The sequence below is a fragment of the Gardnerella vaginalis genome (assembly GCF_040427915.1).
Classification (GTDB): domain Bacteria; phylum Actinomycetota; class Actinomycetes; order Actinomycetales; family Bifidobacteriaceae; genus Bifidobacterium; species Bifidobacterium vaginale_C.
Genome location: NZ_JBETXJ010000002.1, coordinates 1,522,247 through 1,548,280, shown reverse-complemented (window position 1 = coordinate 1,548,280; position 26,034 = coordinate 1,522,247). Strand labels below are relative to the sequence as shown.

Here is a 26,034-nt window from a genome sequence, read left to right as displayed (position 1 = left end):
TCAACTAACTACTTGCTGACTGGCTTAAGGAACACAGCTCCAAGTGCTGGAACAGTAATCCTTGCAGAATATGGTCTTGAATGATATTCTTCAGCAGCAGCAGTAAATGTGCCATTGTGAATATCAGAACCACAATACTTAGCATCGTCGGTTGTAAGAACTTCTTCCCATTGACCGCCCTTAGGCAATGCCACCTGGTAATCTTGCCAAGCCTGACCAGAGAAGTTAACAACCACAACAATTTCTTCACCGTTATCACCAATACGAATGTAGCTTAAAGTGTTGTGATCAGAATCGTCGCTAGTAAGCCACTGGAATCCGTCTGGCGTAAAGTCTTGGCTCCAGAATGCTCTAGAACTCTTATACAAAGCGTTAAGATCTGCCACCAGCTTTTGCACACCTTGATGGAACGGCCATTGAAGCTCGTGCCAATTAAGCGAGTTATTGAAGTTCCATTCGCAAGACTGACCAATTTCACCGCCCATAAACAGGAGGTTCTTTCCTGGGTGAGACCACTGATATGCCAAAAGTGCGCGAAGACCAGCAAATTGCTGCCACTCGTCTCCAGGCATCTTTCCAAGAAGAGATCCCTTGCCATACACAACTTCATCGTGGCTCAAAGGCAACACATAATGTTCGGAATATGCGTAAACCATAGAGAATGTGATTTCATTGTGATGCCAACGACGATTAATCGGCTCTTCCTTAAGGTATTGCAAAGTGTCGTGCATCCAACCCATGTTCCACTTTAAGCCAAAGCCCAAGCCGCCCATATCCGTAGGAGCAGTAACACCTTGGTATGCGGTGGACTCTTCTGCAATCATCATAATGCCAGGATTATTCTTGTATGCAGTAGCGTTCGCTTCCTTAATAAAGTCAATAGCCTCAAGGTTTTCGCGTCCACCATACATGTTTGGACGCCATTGACCAGCTTCACGGCTGTAATCCAAGTAGAGCATAGAAGACACGGCATCTACTCGCAAAGCATCAACGTGATACTCGCTAAGCCAGAAGCATGCGTTAGCAACCAAGAAGTTACGAACCTCGTGACGACCAAAGTTAAATATGTACGTTCCCCAATCTGGGTGCTCTCCGCGAAGAGGATCAGGATCCTCATAAAGCGCAGTGCCATCAAATCTACCCAAAGCAAAATCATCCTTAGGGAAGTGTGCAGGAACCCAATCCATAATCACACCAATTCCAGCCTTGTGTAGTTTATTTACCAAGTACTTAAAGTCGTCTGGGCTTCCAAGCCTAGAGTCAACAGCATAATAACCAGTCACCTGATAACCCCAAGAACCAGAGAACGGGTACTGGGTAAGAGGCATAAACTCAACGTGAGTAAAGCCTTCTTGCTGAACATAGTCAACCAAGTGATCTGCAAGCTCGCGATAATTATCGTAATCGCGATTCCAGCTATTTGCCTGAACCTCATAAATACTCACAGGACCATCGTGAGCATTAGTCTTTGCGCGATGTTCAAGCCATTCATTATCGTGCCACTTAAACTCGGAATCAACAACAACAGACCCAGTATTAGGTGGAAGCTCGTGAGAGCGCTCCATAGGATCTGCCTTCATAATCCAGTTTCCAGCTTGAGTCATAATCTCAAACTTATAAACTTCGCCTGCGCCAACTCCTGGAATGAAAAGCTCCCAAATACCGCTAGAGCCAAGAGAACGCATTGCGTGACGGCGACCATTCCAATAGTTAAAGTTACCAACAACTCTTACAGCGCGTGCGTTTGGTGCCCACACCGTAAAAGCAGTTCCAGTAACTTTCTTAACCATCTTTCCTGTTTCTGGGCTAACAAGACCCCAAGAATCGGTAATGCTTTTAACATGAGCGCCTAAAGCTTCCCAAAGTCTTTCGTGTCTGCCTTCACCAAACAGATACATGTCCATATCGCCAATCTGAGGCAAGTAACGGTACGGATCATCATCTACAGACTCAGTTCCATCCACTTCCACAGTGCGGACACGATAGCTAGGAACAGACCACTCTTTGCTCTTAGAATGCTTTGTTGCAGGAACAACAGCAGTAAAAATACCGTTGTATTCGTGCTGGGCTTCGTATTCTCCGCCCTTAGTAAGAATGGTTACCTTCTTGGCCATTGGTCGCAATACGCGAACCGTGGCAGTACCAGCGCCTTTGCCAGTTCCGAGATGTCCACCAAGGACCTCGTGTGGATTGTAGTATTCTGCGTTGCTGACCGCAGCAAGCACGTCCTGACGAACAGCCACTGCGATTGCATCTTCATTGATGTTAGATACTGTACTCATGCTGTCTATCATACAACATTATTTGCGTATGTCTTGTGTGTTTTGAGCAAAGTTTGACTAATCAGTCAAAAAAATAGCTTTTTGAGCATCAAGTCGTTGCCTTATGGGAAACTGAAATGAGTTTTTCTGTGCATACGGAGGGTTCTGTGGGTTATCAAGTCGGCGATATGGTCGTCTATCCTCGTCATGGTGCGGCTCGAGTCGAGGAAATTAGTGAACGCACTGTCAAAGGTATTACTAGGCAATACTTACGCTTAGTTGTATTGTCTTCAGATGGTTTAGAGATTAATGTTCCAGTAGACAATGTCAAGAAAGTTGGCGTTCGAGATATTGTAGGCGCAAAAGAAGTTGCTAAAGTTTTTGAAATTTTGCGCACTCCTATTCTCGAAAAAGAAATGAATTGGTCTCGTAGATATAAGCTTAATGTTGAGAAAATCGCTACTGGCGATGTTAACAAGATTGCAGAAGTTGTTAGAGATTTATCTCAGCGAGATGTAGACGAACATGGTTTGTCTGCAGGAGAAAAGCGTATGCTTGCACGCGCTCGCAGTATTCTTATCTCAGAAATTGCGTTATCTGAAAAGATTGACGAAGAGCAGGCAGAACGCTTACTAAATGTGAATCTTGGATATTCTGATCCTCTACCTGGAGATAAGCAACATCATACTCAAGCTCCAGAAGAAGCTGCTGCGGATACACTTAGATTGCTTGCCGAAAGGTCTAAAAAATCTAAAAAGAAATAGGACATAAAAAAAGTCACCTCCTAAGTTGTAAAAATTTAGGAGGTGACTTTTTATTCTTTATTTATAACTTTTTATATCTTCTTATATTTTTTTTTATATCTTCTGATTGTTTTTATTTTTCAGATTTACTTTCCAGGATCCTGCTGACCTTCGTTAGACCTACTTGGATCTGGCTTAGAAATTGTAGGCTTTTCTGTAATAGGTTTATTTTGCTGAGAGCCTTCGTGCTTTCCTAATTCTTTTCTCATGTTAATCGTAGCTTTACCAGCATTGTCAATGTCTTCGCAAATTTTCATAACCCATTTTCTTAAATCGGTTGCATATGTTGGCATGAGCTCGTTAACCCACATTACAGATGTGTAGCTTCTTCCAGCTGTTCCAGTCAAAATGCTTATGTCAGTATTATTTCGTTGACTGTTGTTGATTATTACGTCAAATTTTCTTTCTTCTATTAGCTTCTGGAATTTGTCCACATTAGTCTTATCGATAGCATCGTCTTGAGCAGCCTGAGTAGCGTACTCTTTAGGAGTAGAATCCTCTATATTCATATCTGACATAAGCCAGAAAAGAATAGGATTAGTTGACGCATATTTTAAGTTTTTGTGATCTTTGCCAAACTTTTCAATATATTCGTCAAGATTTTTTTCTTGAGATTTAACAGTATTAAGTCTTTTAGCAAAAATCTTCTTCTTTGATGGAAGAATCTTAGAGAAAACGTCACAAATATTAGACGCCATAGCGCTTCTCGCATCTTTGGACAACCATAAATAAGGATTATCACCATTTAGAGCGCCCACTGTAGAAGCAGCATTTACTGTTTCGCTCTTTTTAGATAAGTGTTTTGCAATCCAACTGTCATATCCAGCTCCGTTAGAAATCACAACTTGTGCATCATAAAGTTTTTGCAAGTCCTTACTAGATGGCTTAAATGAGGACGAATCAACATCTGGCTTGTCTATTATTGACTTAACAACAACATCGTTGCCTCCGATTTCTCTGGCTAAACTTGCCCAAGATTCAAGTGTGGAAACAACTTTAATTTGTTTAATTTCTGTTTTTGGATGCGTTGTCTTTTCAGAAGATTGTGAATTTGCACCGCACCCAGCCATGCCAATCAACATTGATGGCACAATTACGCAAGCTAAAATCGCTTTGCATATTTTCTTTGCGCGACTTAAATGAAAAGTATTTTCGCACATCTTTGCGCCCCTTCCGTAAACAGCATGCACGTATAAAAGTGTGGTACTGCTAATAAATTGTGTTGCTAATAATAAATACCATTCTATTATTAATATCCTGTTATTAGTAGTTGTGTCGCACACCTCTATACCTCACGATAGCCTATCCATACGAATAGCATACGAGTACGAATTGTGTTAGATGATTATGTGAGTTGAACATGAGAATTAACATACGAGTTGGGGAGTGAATCATGGTTGTTGTACTAGACGGAAAAGCGCTAGCCGCAAGTATTAAAAGCGACTTAAAAAATAGAGTAGAAAAGCTTAAAGAAAAAGGCATTAATCCAGGACTTGGAACGCTTTTAGTTGGAAGCGACCCTGGGTCGTTGAAATATGTTGCTGGTAAGCATCGCGATTGTGAAGAAGTGGGAATTAATTCTATTCGTTGCGACCTGCCCGAAGATGTTAGTGAAGATGAAATTCTTGCTGCTGTCGAAAAATTAAATAATGACCCTTCTTGCACAGGTTTTATAGTGCAATTGCCTTTGCCAAAAGGCGTTGATTCCCAGAAGATTATTGAAGCAGTAGACCCTGCAAAAGATTGCGACGGAATGCACCCATACAATTTAGGCGAACTGGTTATGCATATTTCGGGAGATATTGTTACTCCGTTGCCTTGCACACCGCGAGGGATTTTGGCGCTTTTAGACGCTTATAACATTAATCTTGAGGGCAAAAATGTGTGCGTTCTTGGACGAGGAATCACTGTTGGACGAACAATCGGGCTGCTTCTTACGCGCAGGGGAGTTGATGCAACTGTAACATTGTGCCACACGCGTACGCGTGATTTGCATGATATTATGATGCGCTCCGACGTTATTATTGCGGCAATGGGCAGTGCGGGGTTTGTAAAGCCGTGCGATGTTAAGCCTGGAGCTGTGTTGGTTGATGTTGGCGTATCGCGCGTTTTTGATGAAGAAGTGGGCAGATATCGCGTAAAAGGCGATGTAGATGTTGCTTGTAGAGAAGTCGCGGGAGCGTATTCGCCAAATCCTGGTGGAGTGGGTCCAATGACTCGCGCAATGCTATTGGCTAATGTTGTTGACATGGCTGAGCGAGCAGCAAGCGGCGAGTAAGTGTTAAGTAGCAAATATCAAGTAGCGCGACACGCCCGAAGTAAAACGGCGATTTTGGCTATGCCTATATATAACATTGACAGAGCGCGTGCATAGTGCGCGTGAAAAAGTCATAATTTAATATCGAGTAATATCCACCCCAAGAAGAAACCACTAATAAGTAATGGCAGAGAATAATAACGAAGTCGCCAAGGTTGCGATTAATGATATTGGCACCGAAGAAGACTTCATCAAGGCAGTCGATTCAACCATCAAGAATTTTGACGATGGTGATTTAGTTGAAGGTACAGTCGTAAAGATTGATCACGACGAAGTATTGTTGGACATCGGCTACAAAACTGAAGGTGTAATCCCTTCCCGTGAACTTTCCATCAAGAAAGACGTTGATCCAGATGATGTTGTTGAAGTTGGCGACACCATCGAAGCCCTTGTTGTAACTAAGGAAGACAAGGAAGGACGTCTTATTCTCTCCAAGAAGCGTGCACAGTATGAGCGTGCTTGGGGTGATATTGAGAAGATCAAGGATGCAGACGGCATTGTTGAAGGTACCGTTATTGAGGCTGTTAAGGGCGGCTTGATTGTAGACATCGGTTTGCGCGGCTTCTTGCCAGCTTCCCTCGTTGAAATGCGTCGCGTTCGCGATCTTTCCCCATACATTGGTCAGAAGATTAAGGCTAAGATTCTTGAGCTTGATAAGAATCGCAACAATGTTGTACTTTCTCGTCGTCAATTCCTCGAGGAAACCCAGTCCGAAGTTCGCGAGACCTTCCTTTCGCAGCTTAAGAAGGGTCAGATTCGTGAAGGCGTTGTGTCTTCTATCGTGAACTTCGGCGCATTCGTTGATCTCGGCGGTGTTGACGGTCTCATTCACGTTTCCGAGCTTTCTTGGAAGCATATCGATCACCCATCCGAGGTTGTTAAGGTTGGCGATAAGGTCACTGTTGAGGTTCTCGACGTTGATCTCGATCGCGAACGCATCTCCCTCTCCCTTAAGGCAACTCAGGAAGATCCATGGCAGCGCTTCGCTCGTACCCATGTTCCTGGACAGGTTGTTAAGGGTAAGGTCACCAAGATTGTTCAGTTCGGTGTGTTCATCTCCGTTGAAGACGGCATCGAAGGCTTGGTTCACATTTCCGAGCTTGCTAACCGTCATGTAGAGAACCCAGAAACTGTTGTTAAGGGTGGCGAAGAAGTATTCGTTAAGGTTATTGACGTAGACCTCGATCGTCGTCGTATCTCGCTCTCCTTGAAGCAGGCTAATGAGGCTGTTGATCCAAATTCTGAAGATTTCGATCCAGCTCTCTACGGCATGCCAGCTGAGTATGACGAAGAAGGAAACTACAAGTACCCAGAAGGCTTCGATCCAAACACTAACGAGTGGATTGCTGGTTACGAGCAGCAGCGCGAAGAGTGGGAAGCACAGTATGCAGCAGCTCACGAATTGTGGGAGCAGCACAAGGTGTTTGCCGCTAAGGAACTCGCAGCTGCAGCAGAATCCGCAGCCGCTGATGGTCAGAACGAAGAAGCTGAAAAGAAGCCAGCTAAGGAAGAAAAGAAGGAAGAAGTTGCTTCCAACTATTCTTCTGAAGCAGCTAACGAAGGTGCTTTAGCTGATTCCGATCAGCTCGCAGCTTTGCGCGAACAGCTTTTGAGCGAAAAGAAGTAGTTTCTACTTTCTACTAGAAGCTTATTAACAATTGCCCTGATGAGTGATCATCGGGGCAATTTTGTTTATGTTTGGCTACTATTTTGAGTATGTTTTACGAGTATTTTTGTGACTCAAGTTTTGTAATTAAATATAGGTACAATTAATTTTCTTTTAAGAATCATGATTATATGATGCTTTTAAACATTAATCATAATTATTAAAAGGATTGGTGAAGATTATGAGCACGTTTGACAACGATCAGAAAAATGCTCAGTTTCCTTCGTACGATGGGAATATTGAGGAGAACGCTAAGGCAACTTTAGTAAGCTCGCGCAATAAAATTGTTGCAGGTTTGCTAGCGATTTTCTTAGGATCTTTAGGTATCCACAATTTTTACCTTGGTTTTAAGACTAAGGCGATTGTGCAATTACTTATTACTGTTCTTTCCTTTGGATTCCTGTTGATTATTACGGTAATATGGTCGTTTGTTGAAGGTATTTTGATTCTTTGCTCAAAGCCTGGAACTAAGTGGCATAAGGATGCTGATGGTGCTGAGTTAAAAGACTAAAATAAATATTTAGTATTAAGATTTATAAGTAATTTTACAAATAAAAGATGCGTTTTAGAATTCAATTTCCAAAACGCATCTTTTATTTTTATGCCTAAAGCATTAGAAGAAATGAATAATATAGCAAATACACTTATTCTTTAATATTGCATATTTTTTAATTTCATTAATGCTTCAGAGATAATTAGTACTTATATAACGATGGTTATGTAAAATCAAATATGCATATGTCGATTAAATATGTTGTGTTGTGATACGGATAGTAGCTTGTATAAAGGGTTTTTATGAAGAATATTGAAATTAAAAAATTAGATTATTTAGAAGCCAAAGATAATATGAATATAATTTTAGATTTATATCTAAAAGCATTCCCTAAAGAACTAGATCGTATAGATAATGTTCGTAAACGCATATTAGATAGTTTGAAATATAACAATAGTGCGCTTTTACTTGTTGCTACGATGAATAATCGTATTATCGGTGTTTTATATGGCATAGAATTATTACAAGATAATTGGTATGCGAATCAAATTAAGCCATTTTTATCAGAAAATTATGATTGGTTCAATAAAAGCTTAGAGCTAAATGAGTTGTTTGTAGACCCCGAATTTCAACATTTAGGTGTGGGTAGTGCGCTTATGAAAAAAGTCGAAAATCTTGAATTATATAAAACAATAATTTTATCTACAAAAAAAGATAACAATGTTGTTGCTTTAGATTTTTATAACAAGCTTGGATACAGTTTATTAACCGATAATTGGAAATCCTATTACGGGCCTATTTACTGCGTACTATATAAGAAGTTTTAGTAGGGTCAATGAAAATTTACGCTATTGTGAGAAATGTATCGTTTATAATCAAAATATGACAATGATGCGGATTGCTGTAACGGGCGGAATCGCTGCTGGAAAATCTACAGTAGTAAACCATTTGCGTTCGCTTGGTGCGTTTGTTATAGATTACGATGTTTTAGCGCGTAAAGTAGTGGAACCGGGAAGCGCAGTCTTGCAGAAAATCGTAAGCATTTTTGGGGAAAATGCTGTTTTGAATGATGGCTCTTTAAATCGCGAGTTTATTGCAAAGCATGTTTTTGGGAACTCCGACGAGAGTTGTGAAAATCGTAAGAAGCTTGAGTCGCTTATTCATCCTGCTATTTATGATTGCGCAAAGACTTTAGAAATCGAGTATAAAAGCGAGTATAGAAACGAGTGTGATAGGAAAATTAATAACGAAGATTGCTGTGAACGCGCATCTTTAAGATCTGTTATTGTGCACGATATTCCGCTTCTTGCACAAGTAATTGACAGCATTCCATTTAGTTTTGACTATATTATTACAGTTGAAGCGCCTAAAGATGTTCGCATTGCGCGAATGATAAGCGAGCGCAAAATGAGTAAGAATCAGGCGCAGCAGCGCATAAATAATCAAGTTGAAGAGATTGCGCGCAAAAAAATCGCGGATTTTGTAGTTGATTCCACAAAGCCTATGGAAGTTATGCTTAAAAGCGTTGATTCAAAAATTAAAACGTGGATGGGTGAGGAGCATTAGAGACCGCGCGGAAAAATCGCAAGCAACCGCGCGATTGTTGGGTTTTAGTAAAATAAATAAAATGCTCTTGATGCTCTTGATGCTCTTGGAGAAAAATAATGTCGAATAGAATTCAGCGCACAAACAAGCCGTTTGTAGTAAAAGCGCCATACAAGCCTTCGGGCGACCAGCCGCAAGCAATCGAAGAGCTGGCTAATCGTATTGAAAACGGCGAAAACGACGTTGTTTTAATGGGCGCAACTGGCACTGGTAAAACTGCTACAACCGCTTGGCTAATTGAGCGTTTGCAAAGGCCTACACTTATTATTGAGCCGAATAAAACATTGGCAGCTCAGCTTTGCGCGGAATTTCGTGAGCTTATGCCAGATAATGCTGTGAGCTATTTTGTGTCTTATTACGATTACTATCAGCCGGAAGCGTATATTCCGCAAACAGACACGTATATTGAAAAAGACTCGAATATTAACGACGATGTTGAGCGTCTTCGTCACGCTGCTACAGCGAATTTGCTTACGCGACGGGATTGCGTTGTTGTAGCTACTGTTTCGTGCATTTATGGACTCGGTACCCCAGAGGAGTATGCTGAGCGAATGCTTATGCTGAGTGTTGGGGAGACGCTTGAGCGAGACGATTTATTGCGTCAATTTGTGAGCATGCAATACAAGCGCAACGACATTGCGTTTACGCGCGGAACTTTTAGAGTGCGCGGTGACACAGTTGAGATTATTCCAGTTTACGAAGAATTAGCTGTGCGAATTGAGTTCTTTGGTGACGAAATCGACAGAATTACAATGTTGCATCCGCTTACTGGGGAAGTGATTCGCCAGGAGAGCAGCGTTCATATTTTTCCAGCATCTCACTATATTGCGGGTCCTGAGCGCATGGAGCGCGCGCTTGAGGCGATTGAGAAAGAGCGCGACGAAAGAGTTGCGCAGCTTAAAAAGCAGAATAAATTGCTGGAAGCTCAGCGTTTGGAAATGCGAACTACGTACGATTTGGAGATGCTTCGCCAAGTTGGAGTATGCCCGGGAGTGGAAAATTATTCAAGGCATTTTGACGGGCGCGATGCAGGCACGCCTCCGCATACTTTGCTTGACTTTTTCCCAGACGATTTTTTGCTAGTTTTGGACGAATCGCATGTAACCGTGCCGCAAATCGGAGCTATGTATGAAGGCGATGCTTCGCGTAAAAGAACGCTTGTGGAGCATGGCTTTAGGCTGCCTTCGGCAATGGATAATCGTCCGTTAAAGTGGAAGGAATTTTTGGAGCACGTTGGTCAAACCGTGTATCTTTCGGCAACACCTGGAGATTACGAGCTTGGGCTTTCGGATGGCGTAGTTGAGCAGATTATTAGGCCTACAGGTTTGCTCGATCCTAAGATTGAGGTTCGGCCTGTAGAAGGCCAGGTTGACGATTTGCTTGCGGAAATCAAGGCGCGTGTTGCAAAAGATGAGCGCGTGCTTGTTACTACACTTACGAAGAAAATGGCGGAAGACTTAACTGATTACTTTTTGGAGCTTGGTATTAAAGTTGAGTACTTGCATTCGGATGTTGATACTTTGCGCAGAGTGGAGCTTTTGCGCGAGCTTCGCGAAGGCAAAATTGATGTGATTGTTGGCATTAATTTGCTTCGTGAGGGTTTGGATTTGCCGGAAGTTTCGCTTGTTGCGATTTTGGATGCAGATAAGGAAGGCTTCTTAAGATCTTACCGTTCGCTTATTCAGACGATTGGCCGCGCTGCGCGTAACGTTTCGGGAACTGTGCTTATGTATGCGGATACTGTTACGGATGCTATGAGCAAGGCGATTAGCGAGACGGAGAGGCGTCGCGAAAAGCAAATCGCGTATAACAAGGCGCATGGAATTGATCCTAAACCTTTGCGAAAGAAGATTAGCGATGTGAACGATATGCTTGCTAAAGAGGATGTTGATACTCAAACTTTGCTAGCAGGCGGTTACAGGAATGCTAATAAGGCTGGGAACTCGCATTATGGAGTGCCAAAAGAGCCGAATCTGGGGCAGCAAAGCAAAGAAAAGCGCATGGCGAATATTTCGGCCTTGCCGCAAGATGAGATTATGTCGCTGATTAAAAATTTGAGCGAGCAGATGCATGTTGCTGCAGAACAGTTGCAATTCGAGCTTGCAGCGCGTTTGCGCGACGAAATACGCGATTTAAAGAAAGAGTTGCGTCAAATGGATGCGGCTAATAAGTGAGCTAATAAATATTTTCGCACTAATCGTGAGTTAATCGCAGCACATAAATCCCATAAATTAAGGCGGGCACTTTGCAGAAATCAACGTGCTCGCCCTAATTTCTACTTTTACAAGTTTCTTTAATGACTATTATTTTGTGGGTTTATATCACCTGTATGCGTGTGCGAGTGGTCTTCTTGTTCTGTACTTGTTGCTAGCATGATGTGGCGTATCGATAGGTTTTTTAGAGTTCGAGTACATTGTTAAATATATGCTGAAAAGCGTTGGTGCTACTATGAGAATGACTGGTAGTATTCCGCCTTTGAACGCGCAGGAGAGCGTGATAAGAACTATTGAGAATATTATTTCTTGAATGTTCATTCGTAATGATTCAACTAGCGTAATATGTTGCGTTGTTTTTGGTGTGACAACAAATATGGCTTTTCTTCCTGTAAGTGCTAGGAATGATGATTTCATTGACACGTAAAGCATTGAACCGTACAAGCAGAAAGTAAAAAGCATGTAGAGTAGTAAATGTTTGAGCGATACTTTACCAAGCCAGAAGAATACGTCGTTTAGCATCGGTGCCATGAAGAATATTACGGTTGGTACAAGTAGCCATGCTGGATAATGTAAATCGTAGTGTAGCGCTGGGAAGAATATGATATTCATTGCTACATAGCATGTGAAAAGTGATGTTAATGGCAGGTTGTAGGTAAACAGGAAAATATCTAGTTTTTCAAACCATCGCATTTTAGATGTAAAAATGCGTTTAGTGTAGCATTTCATGAACTCGAAATTACCTTGAGTCCATTTACTATGTCGTTTCTTAAAAGCTAGATAGTCAATCGGATATTGTTCCTCGCATGTTATGTTTGGTGCGAAAGCAACATAGTATCCTTTACTGCGTGCTTCGATTGATAAGCATAAGTCTTCAGCAACAACTTCTGGTAATCCATCTACTGCTTCGTAGCATTCTCGGCTTACCATCGCGCCATGCCCTAGTAGAGACATGAAACCATAGTGATGTTTCATTGTTTGGTACACAGGCCAGTGACTGTTCACTCCAATGTGTAGTAGGTGCATAAAGCGGTTAATGTTACGCGTTGCTACGTGATTGCATTGCACGATTCCAGCGTTTTTAAAGTATTGGAAGTATTGTAAGCATCGAATAATAAAATCTGGAGGGATGATTTCATCACTGTCGAGAATAACAAAATAATCGTAGTCGGTTCGTCCGTGTAAATAGTTGTTGAGATTTCCCGCTTTGAATCCTTTTCTATTTTCGCGGCGTACTACTTCTACATTATGTTCTTTAGCATATTCGTCTACCTTGTTTTTGTAATTAGGGTCACTAGAATCATCGAGGATGATTGTTTTGACTGATCCGGCATAATTTTGTTTTAAGCATTGAGTGAGTGAGTCGCCTTCGAAATCGTTGCAAGTACAGTAGAGCATTACAATACGCTTGTTTGCTGGTATTGGCATGCAAGAGACTTTTTGAACGTATTGTGTAATGGATTTCTTATGCAGGTAGAACCATAGTACGTAGATGATATCTTTAGTGCCGTTCAGCCAGAAGTAGATTATGAAGATTGCGTTTAATGCTATGAGAATATCTAGCGTAGTGTTTCTTGTTCCAGAAAAAACGTATTCTCTAATAGCGAATGGTGTAAAAATCAAGAATAGTAGTAACCATGTTATGAGAATAGTTACGTATAATGATGCTCTCTTTAACATGGGAAAAAGTCTAGGGGGGGGGGGGGACGTTTTCCCAGACGTTTTTATGCGTGTGCTAAAAAATAGGTTTTGCTTGTAAAATCCTGGTAGATAATAAATACGGGTAGAATACGTTGTCATCAAGTGTGTTTGTATTTAATGGGTGCTTTAACGTAACAAAATAACTAAATAGCAGAATAAATTCTTCATCAAGGTATACAATTCGTGTGATAAGTTTAAGTAACTTACATAGGGAGAATTGAGATGCAAATTATTAAGTGGTTGTTTGTTCAATATAACAACAATCCAATTACAGAAACCTGTTATTGTATGTTGGGTATAACAGTTCTCTTGCTTATTATCCTTATCGCTACTTCTTTGTGCTTACATCATGTGAATCGACATTCACTACAATACAGATAGGTTGGTTCATTATAATGATTATTACGTTATGTATTGTTGTAATGGTAGCTGCTTCTTTGCCTCTATTGGCTACTATATGCGAGCTTATTATTATTAATACACATGAAATACTTGTTAACAGTGCTAAAACTCCTAAATATAGAATGCGTCATGTAAGGAGCATAAGTGCTTATTCTAACACGGGGGGGGGGGTATGCGGTAAGCGCTCTTTGCATGATGAATCTGTAATATCTGTTGTTATTCCAGCGTATAATGAGGAAACTTCAATTAGTAAGTGCGTTATGTCTGTACTAACTCAAAGTTGGAAATATAAACAGATTATTATCGTAGATGATGGTTCAAAAGATAAAACATTTTCTGTACTGATTTCTTTACGAGATAAGTTTATAAATGATGCAAGTTTACAATCTTATTTCAGTAAAGATATTCCTTTAGATAAAATGATTTGTGTAGTTCATCAAGAAAATTCTGGTAAAAGTAAAGCAATTAATAATGCTGTTATGAACTATGCGATTGGTAAATATGTGATGATTCTTGATGCTGATTCTTCTCTAGGAATAGATGCATTACAAAATATGGTTCATAAATTTGACAAGAATAAAAAGTTGATTGCATGCGCAAGCAATGTACAGGTTTTTTCTCCCAAAAAGATTATTGAATTTATTCAGCAAATTGAGTATTTAATTTCTTATCGTCTTAAATCTGCCGAAGCTTTGCTTAACATGGAGTATATTATTGGTGGCGTAGGATCTACATTTAGAAAAGACGCTATGATTGAAGTGGGTCTATATGATACTGATTGCATTACAGAAGATTTAGATTTTACTATGAAGCTGATTATGCATTATGGAAACAAAAAATATCATTTTGGTTTTGCAAGTGATGTAATAACGTGGACTCCAGCGGTGCATAAATATATTCAGCTTTTTAGACAAAGATTACGTTGGAAGTATGGTCTTATACAGTCATTTTTTAAGTATAAGAATATTCTATTTAATATTAGACATGGTAAATACTGTCGTGCTCTATGTTGGTGGATATTTCCAAAAGCGATAATGGATCAGGTTGTACTAGTGTTAACACCTTCATGGGTGATTATGATAATGATGTCTTCAGATTCAATAATAAAAGGTTTAATATTTTTCATATTCGTGTTGTCTGCTGTGTTGTTTGCTATAACAGTATCTATAGCAGAAAATGCTTATCTGGATTTTAAAAATAAGCTGCATATTTTTTTGTTGTCACCATTCGCATTTTTACTGTTAATAACAACTATAATTATTGATTTTGTATCTGTAATAGTTTGCATATTTAAAATAAGAGAGATAAAAAGAGGTAGCAAACGTGTATCTTGGGAGCACGTTGATAGATAAATATTTTTGTTTGAATTCATAGAAAAATGCAAAATTAATGTACTTTGATCTTAGCTAATCACTTTATAGTGTTTGTCGTGATACCAAGAGCTGATTAGGTGGGTGCGTTTTAGGCTTTGTATATCTGGGTTTTAAGAAGGCTATCGCTAAAAGGCTTAATGTGCGGCGGTTTAGGCTGACTTCTTGCTGTTTTGAGTGTGATTTAGCTTTTTTTTTATTAGTTATAACTTATAAATTATCGATTTTGTCATTAAATTTCACTTATAGTGATAAGTGCGATGAAAAGTCTTGGTTTTGGTTTTTTGTTTTACTTTTGACTTTGGTTGTTGATATTGGTCAAGTGAAAATAGTCTAAGAAAGAATTTTTAGATGAGGTTGAAAATGATATAAAATAAATGGTTTTGATATATTGCGAGTAAGATGCCACTAATCTCAGAGTGTGGAAATTCTCTAAAATGCTATAACATACTGATAATATTTTTGGAAAGAGGAGGTATTATGCAGCTTTTAGATATAAAAAGAATGGCTCATAACATTCTTGAAAATCAAAACGTAGAAAGCAGTTTTATCGAATATAAAAAGTCGGCAAATTTTAAAGATAAAATTCTAAAAACTGCTTGTGCCTTTGCCAATAACTATATGAATAATGAGATAAGCTTGTTGTTTGTTGGTATTGAAGAAGTCAATGATAAAGAAACGGGAGAAAAAGCAATTCCCAAAAGACCGATTGAAGGGATAAAGGAAGCAAAATTAGAGGGAATAGAAAATGAAATTAAATCACTCCTTGCAAACATCCATCCTAAAATCAACTATCACATTATTACGGATCAAATTGATGATGAATACTATATCGTAGTCGCGGTAGAAAGTGGTAGTAACGGACCGTTTCAAACAAGTGAAAGGGCAGAAAAAGATAAAAATATTCGATTAAAGGCAGGAAGATATATTAGAGTCGGTAGAGATTCAAGGCTTCCAAATCCAACCGAAGAATTTGAACTTTTGAAGAAATTTGCAAACTTTTCTTTTAGCTCAAACCTGAACGATACAGCTACCATAGATGATTTAAGCTATGAATATATGAAAGAATATCTGCTTCAAACAGGAGCAAAAAAAGATATTAGAGAAATGTCTAAGCTGGATATGGCAAAGAGTATGGGGCTTGTCAGTGAAAGTGAGTATGGCGGTTATAGAGCTAAAAATTTTGCTGTGCTGATGTTTGCAGATACACCAAATAAATTTATTCCAAATGCCCATGTTGAAATCATAAGAGAAATTGATGGAACTGATAAAATGGAATCAAAGAAATTTGATGGTCCGGTTTGGATACAGGCAAAGCAAGTTAGCAAATATTTTGAAGATAATATTATGGCTTCATATACCATAAGGGAAGCGGATAAAATCGAGCATAAGATTGTCTATAACTATCCTCTTACAGCATTTGAAGAACTTGCTACAAATGCCATTTTGCATAAGGAATACGATACGCCTGAGTATGTCGGGATATACATTTACAGGGACAGAATTTCTTTTGTGAATCATAATAGACCGCTTCCTCCTGTAACCATTGAGGCTCTTAACAGGGATAGAACTTTTGATCGAAGGCAGTACCTTAACAAAGAACTTAAAGATATGTTCTTTTCCCTTAATTTGATAGAGTCTTATGGTTCAGGTATAAGGCGTGCAAAGGATGCATTATTAGAAAATGGTTCTCCTGAGCTTAAGTTTTATCCGGATAATGAAGAAGATAACTATACCAACGCAGTTATAGGTATAAATGCAGAGTTTTTAAAGGAGTTTAATGGTAGTATTACCCAAGAAACTACCCAAGAAACTACCCAAGAAATAAAAATTGAGAAATCAGTACCGAATAGAATTATTGAGTTGATGATGATGGAGCCAAATATTACAGCAAAACAAATTGCGGAACATTTAAATGTTTCTTTTGACGGAGTTCGTTATCACATAAAAAAATTAAGAGCAGATGGTAAGATTAAAAGAGAAGGCTCTACCAAATCAGGTAAATGGATAGTAATAAAACAGAAAAATCAAGATTAAAGAAACAAAAGGTTATTAGAGTAAAATCTATTAACCTTTTTTGGATTAACATCCTCAATCTCTGATGTTCTTAGAGGTGCTGGTTAATAAAACTGGTAATGTCCTATAGGTTATAAGAAGAAATAGTAATATTTTGCACTCAATGATTAGTGTGAATGTTGAAAGAGCATCGTAAAAGTCAAAAGAATGTGAGCATTTGAAATGTTGCATAATCCAGATTAGTAGAATCTACGCTAGTCTATTTTATGCTGAGCATTACGCAATGCCTATAATTATGTGATAAAAACAGTAAAATATGTATAATAATGTGATTGAATACACCAAAATATATATAATAATGTGATATGCGCTAAGGTATAGTCCAAAAAGCCCAAAATATGACAAAGGCTGATTACACGGATAAGCTTTAGAACTTGCGCTGAAAGATTGCGCTGAAAGAAAATGATTGAGAAAGCTAATCGTGTTTAGTCGCAAGTCAATCGTGTTTAAATAAATTTTAATAAATGAGTGTTGCTAAGTGATAAGTGTGGCTAATAAATAGACACGATAAATAAATAGTCGCGAGTTTTATCTATAGGTCACAATTTGCTGGTACACTATTACTCGGAAAGTGGGTATTTTCCCATTTAAAAATAAACAAACAAGGAAACAGGCAGGCATTATGAGAAAAGCCAAAATTGTTGATACTATTGGACCAGCTACCGAATCGTTAGAGGGCATTACCAAGCTTGTTGAAGCTGGCATGGATGTTGCTCGCTTAAACCGTTCGCATGGCACTCCTGAAGATCATTTGCGCGTTTACAACAATGTGCGCGAAGCTTCAAAGACCACTGGTCGTAATGTTGCTGCTCTTGTTGATTTGCAGGGTCCAAAGATTCGTTGCGGCTGGTTCAAGAAGAACGCTGACGGCGAAGACAAGGTTTATTTGGAAGAAGGTCAAGAGTTCGTTATCACCACAGACGATATTGAGGGTGATGAGCATCGCACTTCCACAACCTTCAAGGGTTTGCCAGGAGATTGCCACGCAGGCGATCCAATTTTGATTGATGATGGCAAGGTTCGTCTTGAGGTTACCAAGGTAGAAGGCAACGACGTACACACTAAGGTTGTTGTTGCTGGCCCAGTTTCTAGCCACAAGGGCATTAACCTTCCAGGCGTTGCAGTGTCTCTTCCAGCATTGACTGAAAAGGATGAGTCTGATCTTCGTTGGGCTATTCGCACGGGTGCAGACATTATTGCAATGTCGTTCGTGCGTTTTGCTACCGATATTGATCGCGCTCACGAAATCATGGACGAAGAAGGCCGCCGCATTCCAATCGTTGCAAAGATTGAGAAGCCACAGGCTGTTGCAAACTTGGAAGAGATTGTTAAGACCTTCGATGGCATTATGGTTGCTCGTGGAGATATGGCAGTGGAGATGCCACTTGAGCAGGTTCCACTCGTTACCAAGCGCTGCATTGAGCTTTCTCGCCAATACGCAAAGCCAGTAATCGTTGCTACCGAAGTTCTTGGATCTATGGTTAACTCTCCAGTTCCAACTCGTGCAGAGGCTTCTGACTGCGCTAACGCTGTTCTTGACGGCGCCGATGCAACTATGACCTCTAACGAGACTGCAGTTGGCAAGTATCCAGCAGTTACCGTTCAGACCATGTCCCGTATTTCTCAGTACGCTACTGATAACGGTTATGATCGCATTCCAGCCGTGGAACTTGACATGTCTAGCACGGGTGCAGTTTCTTCTGCAGCTGTAGACTTGGCAGACAAGCTTAACGCTAAGGCGATTGTTGCTTACACTCAAACTGGTCGTACCGTTCATCGTATTTCTCGTGAACGCCCAGCTGCTCCAATCTATGGCTTTACCAACAATGAGCACACTTATCACTGGTTGGCTTTGAGCTGGGGCGCTGAAGGCTTCTTGATTAGCGAGGATTACCACGATATGAATCGTCACGATCTTATGATCTTCACCGACAAGGTTCTTCGTGAAGCTGGTAAGGTTGCTGACGGCGACAAGATTGTTGTTTTGAGCACTGCTCAGGGTGAGCGCCAGGCCGGTCGTACCGACTCCATTTACGTTCACACCGTTGGTGCTTGCGACTAATCGATAGCTAATTGCTAGCTGATCGTTAGTTTCTTGAACGCGCATCCTTTTGGGGTGCGCGTTTTTGTTTAGTGCGAATCTTGTGATTTCTCACGTTACGATTTAAGTTCGAAGTTGTCGATTCCCGCGTTTGTTTACCATTTGAGCCAAAAAGGGAACAAATGCGGGAATGAAAAGCGCTACGAGGATTAGGTGTGTCGTTTGGTGTGTTGTTTGTGTGTTGTGCAAAATCGCGTGAGAGAGAAGATAACAAATATCCATTTGAGCGAACGAGGGAACAAACGCAGGAATGAAGATAACAAAAACGCCGCTTAGAATGTAAGCGGCGTTGTGCACGTGCCCCCGGTGAGACTCGAACTCACACTGCACAGATTTTGAGGCTGTTTCCTCTACCAATTGGGATACAGGGGCATCTTAAATTATCCGCGTTTTAACGCGACTTGATGACTATACCACATTTTGTAGAGTAATCAAATATACCGCGTGTTGCGCGCATGGAAAAGTCGCAAGTAACCGAGCGCAAAAACCCAAAGTAAAATCAAAATAAATAAATATAAATCAAAACAGAATCAAAACAGAAATATTAATTTGCAAATTATTTAAGACTGGGTGTGTTGATGTAAGAATTTTGGTATAATTGCAACTTGCGCCTCTGTAGCTCAATGGATAGAGCAACGGCCTTCTAATCCGTTGGTTGCGCGTTCGAATCGCGTCGGGGGCACTTTGCTTTGCTCTTGTGTTATGTGAAAAATGTTTGTCACGTATTATGAAAAATAAGGAGCACTTGTGGAAAATCATAGTGTAGTGGAAAACCATAATATAGCAGCATCAATAATTCTTGCAGCAGGTGAAGGAACGCGCATGCGTTCAACAACGCCGAAGGTATTGCATAAGTTTGCTGGAAAAACATTCCTAAATCGCGTAATGAACGCAATGGCAGGCGTAAATCCTAAGGAGCTTGCTGTTGTAGTGCACGCTCAAGCGCAACGAGTGTCGGCAGCTGCGCAAAGCTACAACAATGCCGTGCGGATTGTGAACCAGGATGATAAGCCTGGAAATGGCAGGGCTGTGCAATGCGCAATGCGAGATCTTAATGAAGCTTCAAAACAAGAATGCGGTAATGCGCTTAAAGGGGCTGTGTTAATCGCAGCAAGCGATATACCACTTTTAGACACGCAAACATTGCAATCATTAATAGATTTTCACAATAATCAAGGCAATGTAGCAACTGTTTTAACCGCTGTTTTAGACGACGCCACTGGCTACGGGCGAATTGTGCGAGAAGCAAATGGTGATGTTTTGCGAATTGTAGAACACAAAGATGCCAATGCAGAAGAGCTTGCGATTAAGGAAGTTAATACGTCTGTGTACGTGTTCGATGCGGAAGTGCTTACAGACGCAATATCTAACCTTAATTCAAAGAACGCTCAAGGCGAATTCTACTTAACAGATGCGTTAGAGCACGCTCGCACAATGGGACGAGTTGGAGCAATGGCGGCAGCAGATTCGTTGAGTGTAGAAGGCGTGAATACGCGCGTTCAGTTAGCTGCGCTTGCAAAAGCATACAACAAGCGCGTTTGCGAAAAGTGGATGCTTGAAGGCGTAACAATTCTAGACCCAGAAAACACGTGGATTGAAGACGATGTTGTTTTGCAGGAAGACGTTACTGTTCTTCCAGGGTGCTTCTTGCAAGGTCACACGATTGTTAAAAGCGGTGCTGTAGTTGGTCCTTATACAACGCTTATTGATGCGCAAGTGGATGAAGACGCTGTTGTGGAGCGCTCGCGTGTGCAAGAATCGCATATTTGCCGCGCTGCAAATATTGGTCCGTGGACGTACTTGCGACCAGGAAATGTGCTTGGTGAGGAGAGCAAAGCTGGCGCGTTTGTGGAGATGAAGAAAGCGCATATTGGAAACGGTACTAAGGTTCCGCATTTGAGCTATATGGGCGACGCTGATTTGGGAGAGCACACGAATATTGGTGGTGGCACGATTACAGCAAACTACGATGGCGTGCATAAAAACCATACGACTATTGGCTCTAACGCGCATGTTGGCGCAGGAAACCTGTTTGTAGCTCCAGTTACTGTTGGAGATGGGGTTACAACGGGTGCAGGCTCTGTTGTGCGTCACGATGTTCCAGCGGATTCCATGGTGTATTCGGAAAATACGCAGCACGTTGTAGAAGGCTGGAAGCCAGCTTGGGAGCGCTAGTTCGATAGTTAAGGAGAAACATATGGCGGCTTTAGAAAGCTCTGTTAACGCGATTAGGATTGCTGCGGCTGCAGCCGATAGGTTAAAAGCCACTAATTGCCAAGCTTTTGACGTTAGTAATCTGCTTGGAATTACAGACGCCATGCTGATTGTTTCTGCATCTAACGAGCGTCAAGTTTTAGCTGTTAGTGAAGAAATCGAAAAAGACTTGTACTTAAAAGACAACAAACGCAAGCCAATATCTCGAGAAGGTTTAGAACTAGCACAGTGGGTTTTGCTTGATTTTGGCGACTTTGTGATTCATATTATGCACGAGGAAGCGCGCGAGTTTTATCGCCTTGAGCGTTTGTGGAATGATTGTCCTGCAATTGATTTGCAACTTCCAGAGCATAGCGAAAACGATGCGCATAGTGATGATGACGATTATGGCTATGATGCGCAAAATGGCGATCAAGAGTCTGAAAGGTAGTGCAAGATAATGGTTGATTTTGTTGAAAGCGCAACGCAAATCGCGCATAATGCCAATAAAAACAGCTCTCACGAAGGTATTGCGCGTTCTGTAATGCTTGTTCGCCATGGTCAGACGCCTTATAATGCTCAATTTAGACTTCAAGGCATGATTGATATTGCTTTAGATGAGTCTGGAATAGACCAGGTGACTCGCTCTGGCAAAGCTTTGCGCGTTCTTTTTGGAGCTTCCGACTTAGAAGACCCAAAGAATCCAAATAGCGAAGAGCACGTTCGCATTACTCCAGAAGAGGCTGACGCGAGTTTTGTTGCTATTGTTTCGCCGCTTATTCGTGCACAACAGACAGCTCACGCTTTTGCGGATAAGATTGGGCTTAATGTGCATGTTGAAGATGACGTGCGCGAGCGCTTTTTTGGCGAGTGGGAAGGGCTTAATCGCCAGCAAATTAGCGAAAAATGGCCTGAAGATTTTAAGTCATGGGTTGATGGCAAAGGTGGGGAACTCAACCACGGTGCAGAAACTAAGCAAGAAGTTGGCGATCGCGCGGCGAAAGCTGTTGAGGATTGGGCGCGCAAAACTGGCTCAGACCGCGATTTACTAGTATTTTCACACGGATCTTGTCTTTCTCAAACTGTTCATAAGCTTCTTGGATTAGACAAGGTAGATCCTTCTTATAAGACGATTGGCGGAATGGGAAACGGTCGTTGGGCGCGCTTAATTCCAAGCCAAAACTCAGATGGCTCGATTCATTGGCGTTTGGATGCTTACGATCAAGGTCCTGCAGCCGACCCTACAAGTCAGCGTCTTATTCGCATTTGGGGAGCTGCGTAGGGAGCTGCGTCATCTTTCCATTTTTGCCGCTTTTCGCCGCTTAATCCTCGAAAGCTACCGTTTAGCGATTTTGTAGAGACAGACTATTTACAGTGCCGTATAGTCAAAATTACAAAACAAAAAGCTAGCAAATGCTAAGAAAAGTTAGCAGAAGCTAGTAAACGCTAACGGTAGCAATATGGAAAGGAGGACTGATGAAAGTAACGATTGCTATTGTTCCGCCAGAAGAGGAGCAGTCCGCGCAGTTGTCAATTCACAATATTGACGATGATATTAAGCGTCTTATAGCTCAGTTGCAAAGCGTTGATTCTAAGTCTGCAAAAGCAAGCAACGCTGAAAATAATACTGAGATTGTCGAAAATAGTACTGCGAATGCGGCAAATAGCAACAATAATTCATTCATATACGGTTATATTAACGATTCGATTATTGTTATGCACGAGCCAGATGTGATTATGATTTGCGTAGAAAATTCGCGCGTAATCATTCACAGTGATAAAGGCGAGTGCGTGTCTTACAAGCGCTTAATGGATTTCGACAATCCGCAATTCGCGTCGTTTGTGCGCATATCTAAATCCGCAATCGTGAACTTGAATCGCATTGTTCGAGTCGATCCAGGATTCGGCGGAAGTATGAGCGTAAAAATGGACGACGGAAGCGTTGAGTGGATTAGTCGCAGATGCTTAGCTGGGTTCAAAAAGCGCTTAGGAATGTAATTTTAAGCGTAGTTAAATATAAAACTATCAAAATTTTAATACTAATTATTTATTACTAGATTTTAATACTTAAAAAGGAAGCGATTATTATGGAAAAGCAAGTTACAACATTAGGTAAAACAATGGTAAAAAACATTGTTAATGGCATTGGCATAGGATGCACTATTTTTACAGTAATGTCTTTTATTTCAAGCCTGTTAGCGCATAGCGCGGTTGGAAACAGAATCGCATCTTATGCTGTAGCAGCGTTTGTTATAGGCATAGGCTATGGAGTGTTCGCTATTTTTTGGTCGAATGAACGTATGTCAAATCTTGCAAAGTTTGTTTTTGCGCTAGTTCCACCAATTGCTATTCAATTTATTGTGTCTGTGATTGTTGGATGGATTTCATTCAAAGATGAGCCAGCGGTTATTTGCGGATGGATTGCATTCACTGTTATTTTCCCGATTGCAATTGCTGGAATAATCTATTACTTCGAGAAGAAGAAAGCGGAAGAAATGAACTCTAGATTGCAAGCATTGCGTAAAGAAAGCAAGTAAATTAGTGACAATCAAATAATCAAATAAAATCATCAAATAAAAAATTATAAAGTAAAAATTGAGTGGTGTTCATCTTCGCCATTGAGGACGAACGCCACTCGCTATTGTATGCCTCGTATTAGAGACCTAAAAATTCGGCGTTTTGTTAGATTTTTGCTAAAAATTAGTATTTTGATTAATCTTTAGCAATTGTCTTTCCAGCATTAGCTCCAGAAGTCAAATCCTGAATCTCAGTAATCTCCATAACAGGAACAGCAGCAGGCTTCTTCGTGCCTTTTTCTTCTGCAACGCGCACCTGCTCTTCGTAAATCGCGTCATCTGTGTGAAGAGTAACGGTTCCGCGGAAGCGATATCCCTTCTTTTCAGCCAAATTTGCAACGGCAACAACAAGCTGGCTGCCGTCTTGCAAGTTCTTAAAATGCTGACCTGCAGTGCGCTCATGATAGGCAAGGTGATTGTCGTCGAGTACAAACATTGACATTTTTGGTCCAAGATCAAGCTCGCCATCTTTGCTAATCGTTGCAATCCAAGCCAAATTGTTCTCGATAAAAGTCTTCATATCTTCACTAAGAGCTGCCATGTTGAGTCCTTTCTTCAACTGATTATTGTGCAATCGCGCAATCATGCGATTATGTTTAAATCACTTTCAAGATTACGCGCAATCGTGCATATAAAGGCTTAAAATTCGATGTGTTTTTGCAAAAATGCCTAAACTTGTGACTTAAATCACTAATTGCCGAATATCGTTAGAGCTACAAAGTCGGTAAATCGCTCGCGCGCTACGCTTTAAGCGAAAAGGCAGGTCGTTGCTCTTGCTTTTGTTTACCGAAATGCCAAAGTTGGGAACAAACGCGGGAAAGTGTTCCTGCTTTTGTTTACCGAAATGCCAAAGTTGGGAACAAACGCGGGAAAGAGTTCTTGCTTTTGTTTACCAAATGGGTTGATATGGGAACAAACGCGGGAAAAGAGAAACAAACTCGGGCGTGCGTAGAGCAAACGCACTACATAAATCATGATAAATTGTGTGTTGGTAAATTTTTGGTTGTAAATCATGAATTGTAAATATTAAGGTAAAGTCGCAGTGTGTACAATCAATTCAGTTGTCAATTAGGAAATTTTCCGAAGGAACGCCGATGGGTTGTACTTTTCTTGTTTTTGTGGCTATTCTATAAAGTTTATAAAGCAATTTAGCTGACTTAAAGAAAAATTTAATGTTATAGACTTGTGATTTGCAAGAAAATGAGGGGAGTGACATGAGTGAAATAAATAGCGCGGTTCAACCGAGGCAGAACAATCGAATTAACGTAAACTTCGCGCGAATCATGTTGCTTCTATGCGCCGCAATTTGGGGCGGAAGCTACGTCTCATCTAAATACGCTCTAGAGGTATTCCCACCTCAATGGCTTATGGGAGTTCGCATGCTTGGAGCGTGCATAATAATGGGCGTAGTCTTCTTTAAAACAATCCGCAAAAATTTTACTAAAAAGCTGATAATTCCTTCGCTTTTAACAGGCGTTACATACTACGCATCTTTAGTTACGCAAACAGAAGGATTAAGGTGGATTGATCCAGGTAGAAGCGCATTTCTTACAGCCGCATACTGTGTTATAGCGCCATTTTCTGCTTGGATAATTATTAGAAAAAAGCCAACGCTTTTAGGAATTATTGCGGCTCTAACATGCGTTGTAGGTGTTGGATTCGTTGCATTAAAGCCAGGATCTCTTGTTCTTACACTTTCTCACGGAGACGTTTTAACTCTTATCTGCGCGGCTGTTTTTGCGTTTAACTTAACATACTTAGCGTATTATTCTAGGCAATACAATCCCGTTGCTTTAACATTCGGTCAGTTTAGTGTTTCTGGAGTTCTATTTTTGTGCGGAGCTGCAATAAGTGAGCCTTTGCCTAACTTCAATGCCGAAGATAATTGGATAACTATTACGAACATGTTCTATCTTATAGTGATAGTAACTGTTCTTGCGCAAATTATTCAAAACTATACTCTGATTTATCTTTCAACAGCTAACGCTTCCGTGATTATGTGCACAGAATGCTTGTTTACATTGCTATTCTCTAGCATTCTTTACAATGAGCGCGTAACAAGCGTTGCTTTTATTGGCTTTGCATTGATTTTTGCTGCGATTTTGCTTGCAAGTTTGGCAGAGCATATTGAGCTTTTAAAAATCAAAAATAAGCAGAAAATTTCTGGAACAGAGTCTAAAGTTGCATCTGCAGCAGCATCTACAATTTAAATAGTTGTCAATTTAAATAGTTGTCAATAATTGTCAATTTGAATAGT

At 40.5% G+C, this 26,034-nt stretch carries 20 protein-coding genes and 2 tRNA genes; 17 read left to right on the top strand and 5 right to left on the bottom strand.

Going from position 1 to position 26,034, the window contains the following annotated elements:
• Positions 1 to 8 precede the first annotated feature (8 nt).
• Positions 9 to 2,282, bottom strand: a complete 2,274-nt coding sequence (glgB, locus tag ABVC65_RS06230; protein ID WP_004122368.1) for a 1,4-alpha-glucan branching protein GlgB — start codon at positions 2,280 to 2,282, stop codon at positions 9 to 11.
• 146 nt (positions 2,283 to 2,428) lie between these two features.
• On the opposite strand from glgB, the gene ABVC65_RS06225 reads away from it, so the two are divergent.
• On the top strand, positions 2,429 to 3,025 hold the full coding sequence (locus ABVC65_RS06225) for a CarD family transcriptional regulator (protein WP_353582928.1): 597 nt from the start codon (positions 2,429 to 2,431) through the stop codon (positions 3,023 to 3,025).
• Positions 3,026 to 3,150: 125 nt separating this feature from the next.
• Here ABVC65_RS06225 and ABVC65_RS06220 read toward each other — a convergent pair whose 3' ends face one another.
• Positions 3,151 to 4,224: a metal ABC transporter solute-binding protein, Zn/Mn family gene (locus ABVC65_RS06220; RefSeq protein WP_353582865.1), complete on the bottom strand. Its 1,074-nt coding sequence runs from the start codon at positions 4,222 to 4,224 to the stop codon at positions 3,151 to 3,153.
• A 233-nt stretch (positions 4,225 to 4,457) separates the two neighbouring features.
• Between ABVC65_RS06220 and ABVC65_RS06215 the strand changes: the two genes are divergently transcribed.
• The 6 genes from ABVC65_RS06215 (at position 4,458) to uvrB (ending at position 11,319) form a co-directional block, all read left to right on the top strand.
• A complete protein-coding gene (locus ABVC65_RS06215; protein WP_353582864.1) occupies positions 4,458 to 5,342 on the top strand; it encodes a bifunctional methylenetetrahydrofolate dehydrogenase/methenyltetrahydrofolate cyclohydrolase in 885 nt (294 codons plus the stop codon).
• A 163-nt stretch (positions 5,343 to 5,505) separates the two neighbouring features.
• Entirely contained in the window at positions 5,506 to 7,008 is a 1,503-nt protein-coding gene (gene rpsA, locus ABVC65_RS06210) for a 30S ribosomal protein S1 (RefSeq protein ID WP_004122912.1), read from the top strand.
• Between the two features lie 220 nt (positions 7,009 to 7,228).
• Positions 7,229 to 7,558 carry a TM2 domain-containing protein gene (locus ABVC65_RS06205; RefSeq protein ID WP_353582863.1) on the top strand — a complete coding sequence of 110 codons (330 nt, stop codon included), beginning with the start codon at positions 7,229 to 7,231 and terminating at the stop codon, positions 7,556 to 7,558.
• A gap of 284 nt (positions 7,559 to 7,842) precedes the next feature.
• Positions 7,843 to 8,367, top strand: a complete 525-nt coding sequence (locus ABVC65_RS06200; protein WP_353582862.1) for a GNAT family N-acetyltransferase — start codon at positions 7,843 to 7,845, stop codon at positions 8,365 to 8,367.
• A gap of 55 nt (positions 8,368 to 8,422) precedes the next feature.
• Entirely contained in the window at positions 8,423 to 9,106 is a 684-nt protein-coding gene (gene coaE / locus ABVC65_RS06195; protein WP_353582861.1) for a dephospho-CoA kinase, read from the top strand.
• Positions 9,107 to 9,204: 98 nt separating this feature from the next.
• Entirely contained in the window at positions 9,205 to 11,319 is a 2,115-nt protein-coding gene (gene uvrB, locus ABVC65_RS06190; RefSeq protein WP_353582860.1) for an excinuclease ABC subunit UvrB, read from the top strand.
• Between the two features lie 147 nt (positions 11,320 to 11,466).
• On the opposite strand, the gene ABVC65_RS06185 is transcribed toward uvrB, so the two are convergent.
• Positions 11,467 to 13,038 (bottom strand): glycosyltransferase, encoded by a 1,572-nt coding sequence (locus tag ABVC65_RS06185; RefSeq protein WP_353582859.1) that lies wholly within the window; start codon positions 13,036 to 13,038, stop codon positions 11,467 to 11,469.
• A gap of 443 nt (positions 13,039 to 13,481) precedes the next feature.
• Between ABVC65_RS06185 and ABVC65_RS06180 the strand changes: the two genes are divergently transcribed.
• The 3 genes from ABVC65_RS06180 (at position 13,482) to pyk (ending at position 18,969) form a co-directional block, all read left to right on the top strand.
• Positions 13,482 to 14,813: a glycosyltransferase family 2 protein gene (locus ABVC65_RS06180; RefSeq protein WP_353582858.1), complete on the top strand. Its 1,332-nt coding sequence runs from the start codon at positions 13,482 to 13,484 to the stop codon at positions 14,811 to 14,813.
• 498 nt (positions 14,814 to 15,311) lie between these two features.
• Complete coding sequence (locus ABVC65_RS06175) at positions 15,312 to 16,868, top strand: AlbA family DNA-binding domain-containing protein (protein WP_004123403.1); 1,557 nt, start codon at positions 15,312 to 15,314, stop codon at positions 16,866 to 16,868.
• A 661-nt stretch (positions 16,869 to 17,529) separates the two neighbouring features.
• Positions 17,530 to 18,969, top strand: a complete 1,440-nt coding sequence (gene pyk / locus ABVC65_RS06170; protein WP_353582857.1) for a pyruvate kinase — start codon at positions 17,530 to 17,532, stop codon at positions 18,967 to 18,969.
• Between the two features lie 337 nt (positions 18,970 to 19,306).
• Here pyk and ABVC65_RS06165 read toward each other — a convergent pair.
• Positions 19,307 to 19,380 (bottom strand) — tRNA-Leu (locus tag ABVC65_RS06165).
• A 237-nt stretch (positions 19,381 to 19,617) separates the two neighbouring features.
• Here ABVC65_RS06165 and ABVC65_RS06160 point away from each other — a divergent pair.
• The 6 genes from ABVC65_RS06160 to ABVC65_RS06135 all read left to right on the top strand — a co-directional run bounded on the left by ABVC65_RS06160 (position 19,618) and on the right by ABVC65_RS06135 (position 23,738).
• Positions 19,618 to 19,690, top strand: a tRNA-Arg gene (locus tag ABVC65_RS06160).
• Between the two features lie 83 nt (positions 19,691 to 19,773).
• Positions 19,774 to 21,183 (top strand): bifunctional UDP-N-acetylglucosamine diphosphorylase/glucosamine-1-phosphate N-acetyltransferase GlmU, encoded by a 1,410-nt coding sequence (glmU, locus tag ABVC65_RS06155; protein ID WP_032812331.1) that lies wholly within the window; start codon positions 19,774 to 19,776, stop codon positions 21,181 to 21,183.
• A 22-nt stretch (positions 21,184 to 21,205) separates the two neighbouring features.
• Positions 21,206 to 21,652, top strand: coding sequence for a ribosome silencing factor (gene rsfS / locus ABVC65_RS06150; protein WP_004123407.1), 447 nt, complete (start codon positions 21,206 to 21,208; stop codon positions 21,650 to 21,652).
• A gap of 9 nt (positions 21,653 to 21,661) precedes the next feature.
• A complete protein-coding gene (locus ABVC65_RS06145) occupies positions 21,662 to 22,483 on the top strand; it encodes a histidine phosphatase family protein (RefSeq protein ID WP_004122897.1) in 822 nt (273 codons plus the stop codon).
• A gap of 194 nt (positions 22,484 to 22,677) precedes the next feature.
• A complete protein-coding gene (locus ABVC65_RS06140) occupies positions 22,678 to 23,199 on the top strand; it encodes a LytTR family DNA-binding domain-containing protein (protein ID WP_004123408.1) in 522 nt (173 codons plus the stop codon).
• Between the two features lie 89 nt (positions 23,200 to 23,288).
• Positions 23,289 to 23,738: a DUF3021 family protein gene (locus tag ABVC65_RS06135; protein WP_004122890.1), complete on the top strand. Its 450-nt coding sequence runs from the start codon at positions 23,289 to 23,291 to the stop codon at positions 23,736 to 23,738.
• Positions 23,739 to 23,913: 175 nt separating this feature from the next.
• Here ABVC65_RS06135 and ABVC65_RS06130 read toward each other — a convergent pair whose 3' ends face one another.
• Complete coding sequence (locus tag ABVC65_RS06130) at positions 23,914 to 24,318, bottom strand: pyridoxamine 5'-phosphate oxidase family protein (protein WP_004122888.1); 405 nt, start codon at positions 24,316 to 24,318, stop codon at positions 23,914 to 23,916.
• 673 nt (positions 24,319 to 24,991) lie between these two features.
• Here ABVC65_RS06130 and ABVC65_RS06125 point away from each other — a divergent pair.
• A complete protein-coding gene (locus ABVC65_RS06125) occupies positions 24,992 to 25,987 on the top strand; it encodes a DMT family transporter (RefSeq protein WP_353582856.1) in 996 nt (331 codons plus the stop codon).
• The last annotated feature ends 47 nt before the right edge of the window (positions 25,988 to 26,034 follow it).

What these genes read in the sequence shown, in the direction of transcription:
- glgB (WP_004122368.1), bottom strand. Translation starts at nt 2,282, where the DNA reads ATGAGTACAGTATCTAACATCAATGAAGATGCAATCGCAGTGGCTGTT.
- ABVC65_RS06220 (WP_353582865.1), bottom strand. Translation starts at nt 4,224, where the DNA reads ATGTGCGAAAATACTTTTCATTTAAGTCGCGCAAAGAAAATATGCAAA.
- ABVC65_RS06215 (WP_353582864.1), top strand. Translation starts at nt 4,458, where the DNA reads ATGGTTGTTGTACTAGACGGAAAAGCGCTAGCCGCAAGTATTAAAAGC.
- rpsA (WP_004122912.1), top strand. Translation starts at nt 5,506, where the DNA reads ATGGCAGAGAATAATAACGAAGTCGCCAAGGTTGCGATTAATGATATT.
- ABVC65_RS06205 (WP_353582863.1), top strand. Translation starts at nt 7,229, where the DNA reads ATGAGCACGTTTGACAACGATCAGAAAAATGCTCAGTTTCCTTCGTAC.
- ABVC65_RS06200 (WP_353582862.1), top strand. Translation starts at nt 7,843, where the DNA reads ATGAAGAATATTGAAATTAAAAAATTAGATTATTTAGAAGCCAAAGAT.
- coaE (WP_353582861.1), top strand. Translation starts at nt 8,423, where the DNA reads ATGACAATGATGCGGATTGCTGTAACGGGCGGAATCGCTGCTGGAAAA.
- uvrB (WP_353582860.1), top strand. Translation starts at nt 9,205, where the DNA reads ATGTCGAATAGAATTCAGCGCACAAACAAGCCGTTTGTAGTAAAAGCG.
- ABVC65_RS06185 (WP_353582859.1), bottom strand. Translation starts at nt 13,038, where the DNA reads ATGTTAAAGAGAGCATCATTATACGTAACTATTCTCATAACATGGTTA.
- ABVC65_RS06180 (WP_353582858.1), top strand. Translation starts at nt 13,482, where the DNA reads ATGGTAGCTGCTTCTTTGCCTCTATTGGCTACTATATGCGAGCTTATT.
- ABVC65_RS06175 (WP_004123403.1), top strand. Translation starts at nt 15,312, where the DNA reads ATGCAGCTTTTAGATATAAAAAGAATGGCTCATAACATTCTTGAAAAT.
- pyk (WP_353582857.1), top strand. Translation starts at nt 17,530, where the DNA reads ATGAGAAAAGCCAAAATTGTTGATACTATTGGACCAGCTACCGAATCG.
- rsfS (WP_004123407.1), top strand. Translation starts at nt 21,206, where the DNA reads ATGGCGGCTTTAGAAAGCTCTGTTAACGCGATTAGGATTGCTGCGGCT.
- ABVC65_RS06145 (WP_004122897.1), top strand. Translation starts at nt 21,662, where the DNA reads ATGGTTGATTTTGTTGAAAGCGCAACGCAAATCGCGCATAATGCCAAT.
- ABVC65_RS06140 (WP_004123408.1), top strand. Translation starts at nt 22,678, where the DNA reads ATGAAAGTAACGATTGCTATTGTTCCGCCAGAAGAGGAGCAGTCCGCG.
- ABVC65_RS06135 (WP_004122890.1), top strand. Translation starts at nt 23,289, where the DNA reads ATGGAAAAGCAAGTTACAACATTAGGTAAAACAATGGTAAAAAACATT.
- ABVC65_RS06130 (WP_004122888.1), bottom strand. Translation starts at nt 24,318, where the DNA reads ATGGCAGCTCTTAGTGAAGATATGAAGACTTTTATCGAGAACAATTTG.
- ABVC65_RS06125 (WP_353582856.1), top strand. Translation starts at nt 24,992, where the DNA reads ATGAGTGAAATAAATAGCGCGGTTCAACCGAGGCAGAACAATCGAATT.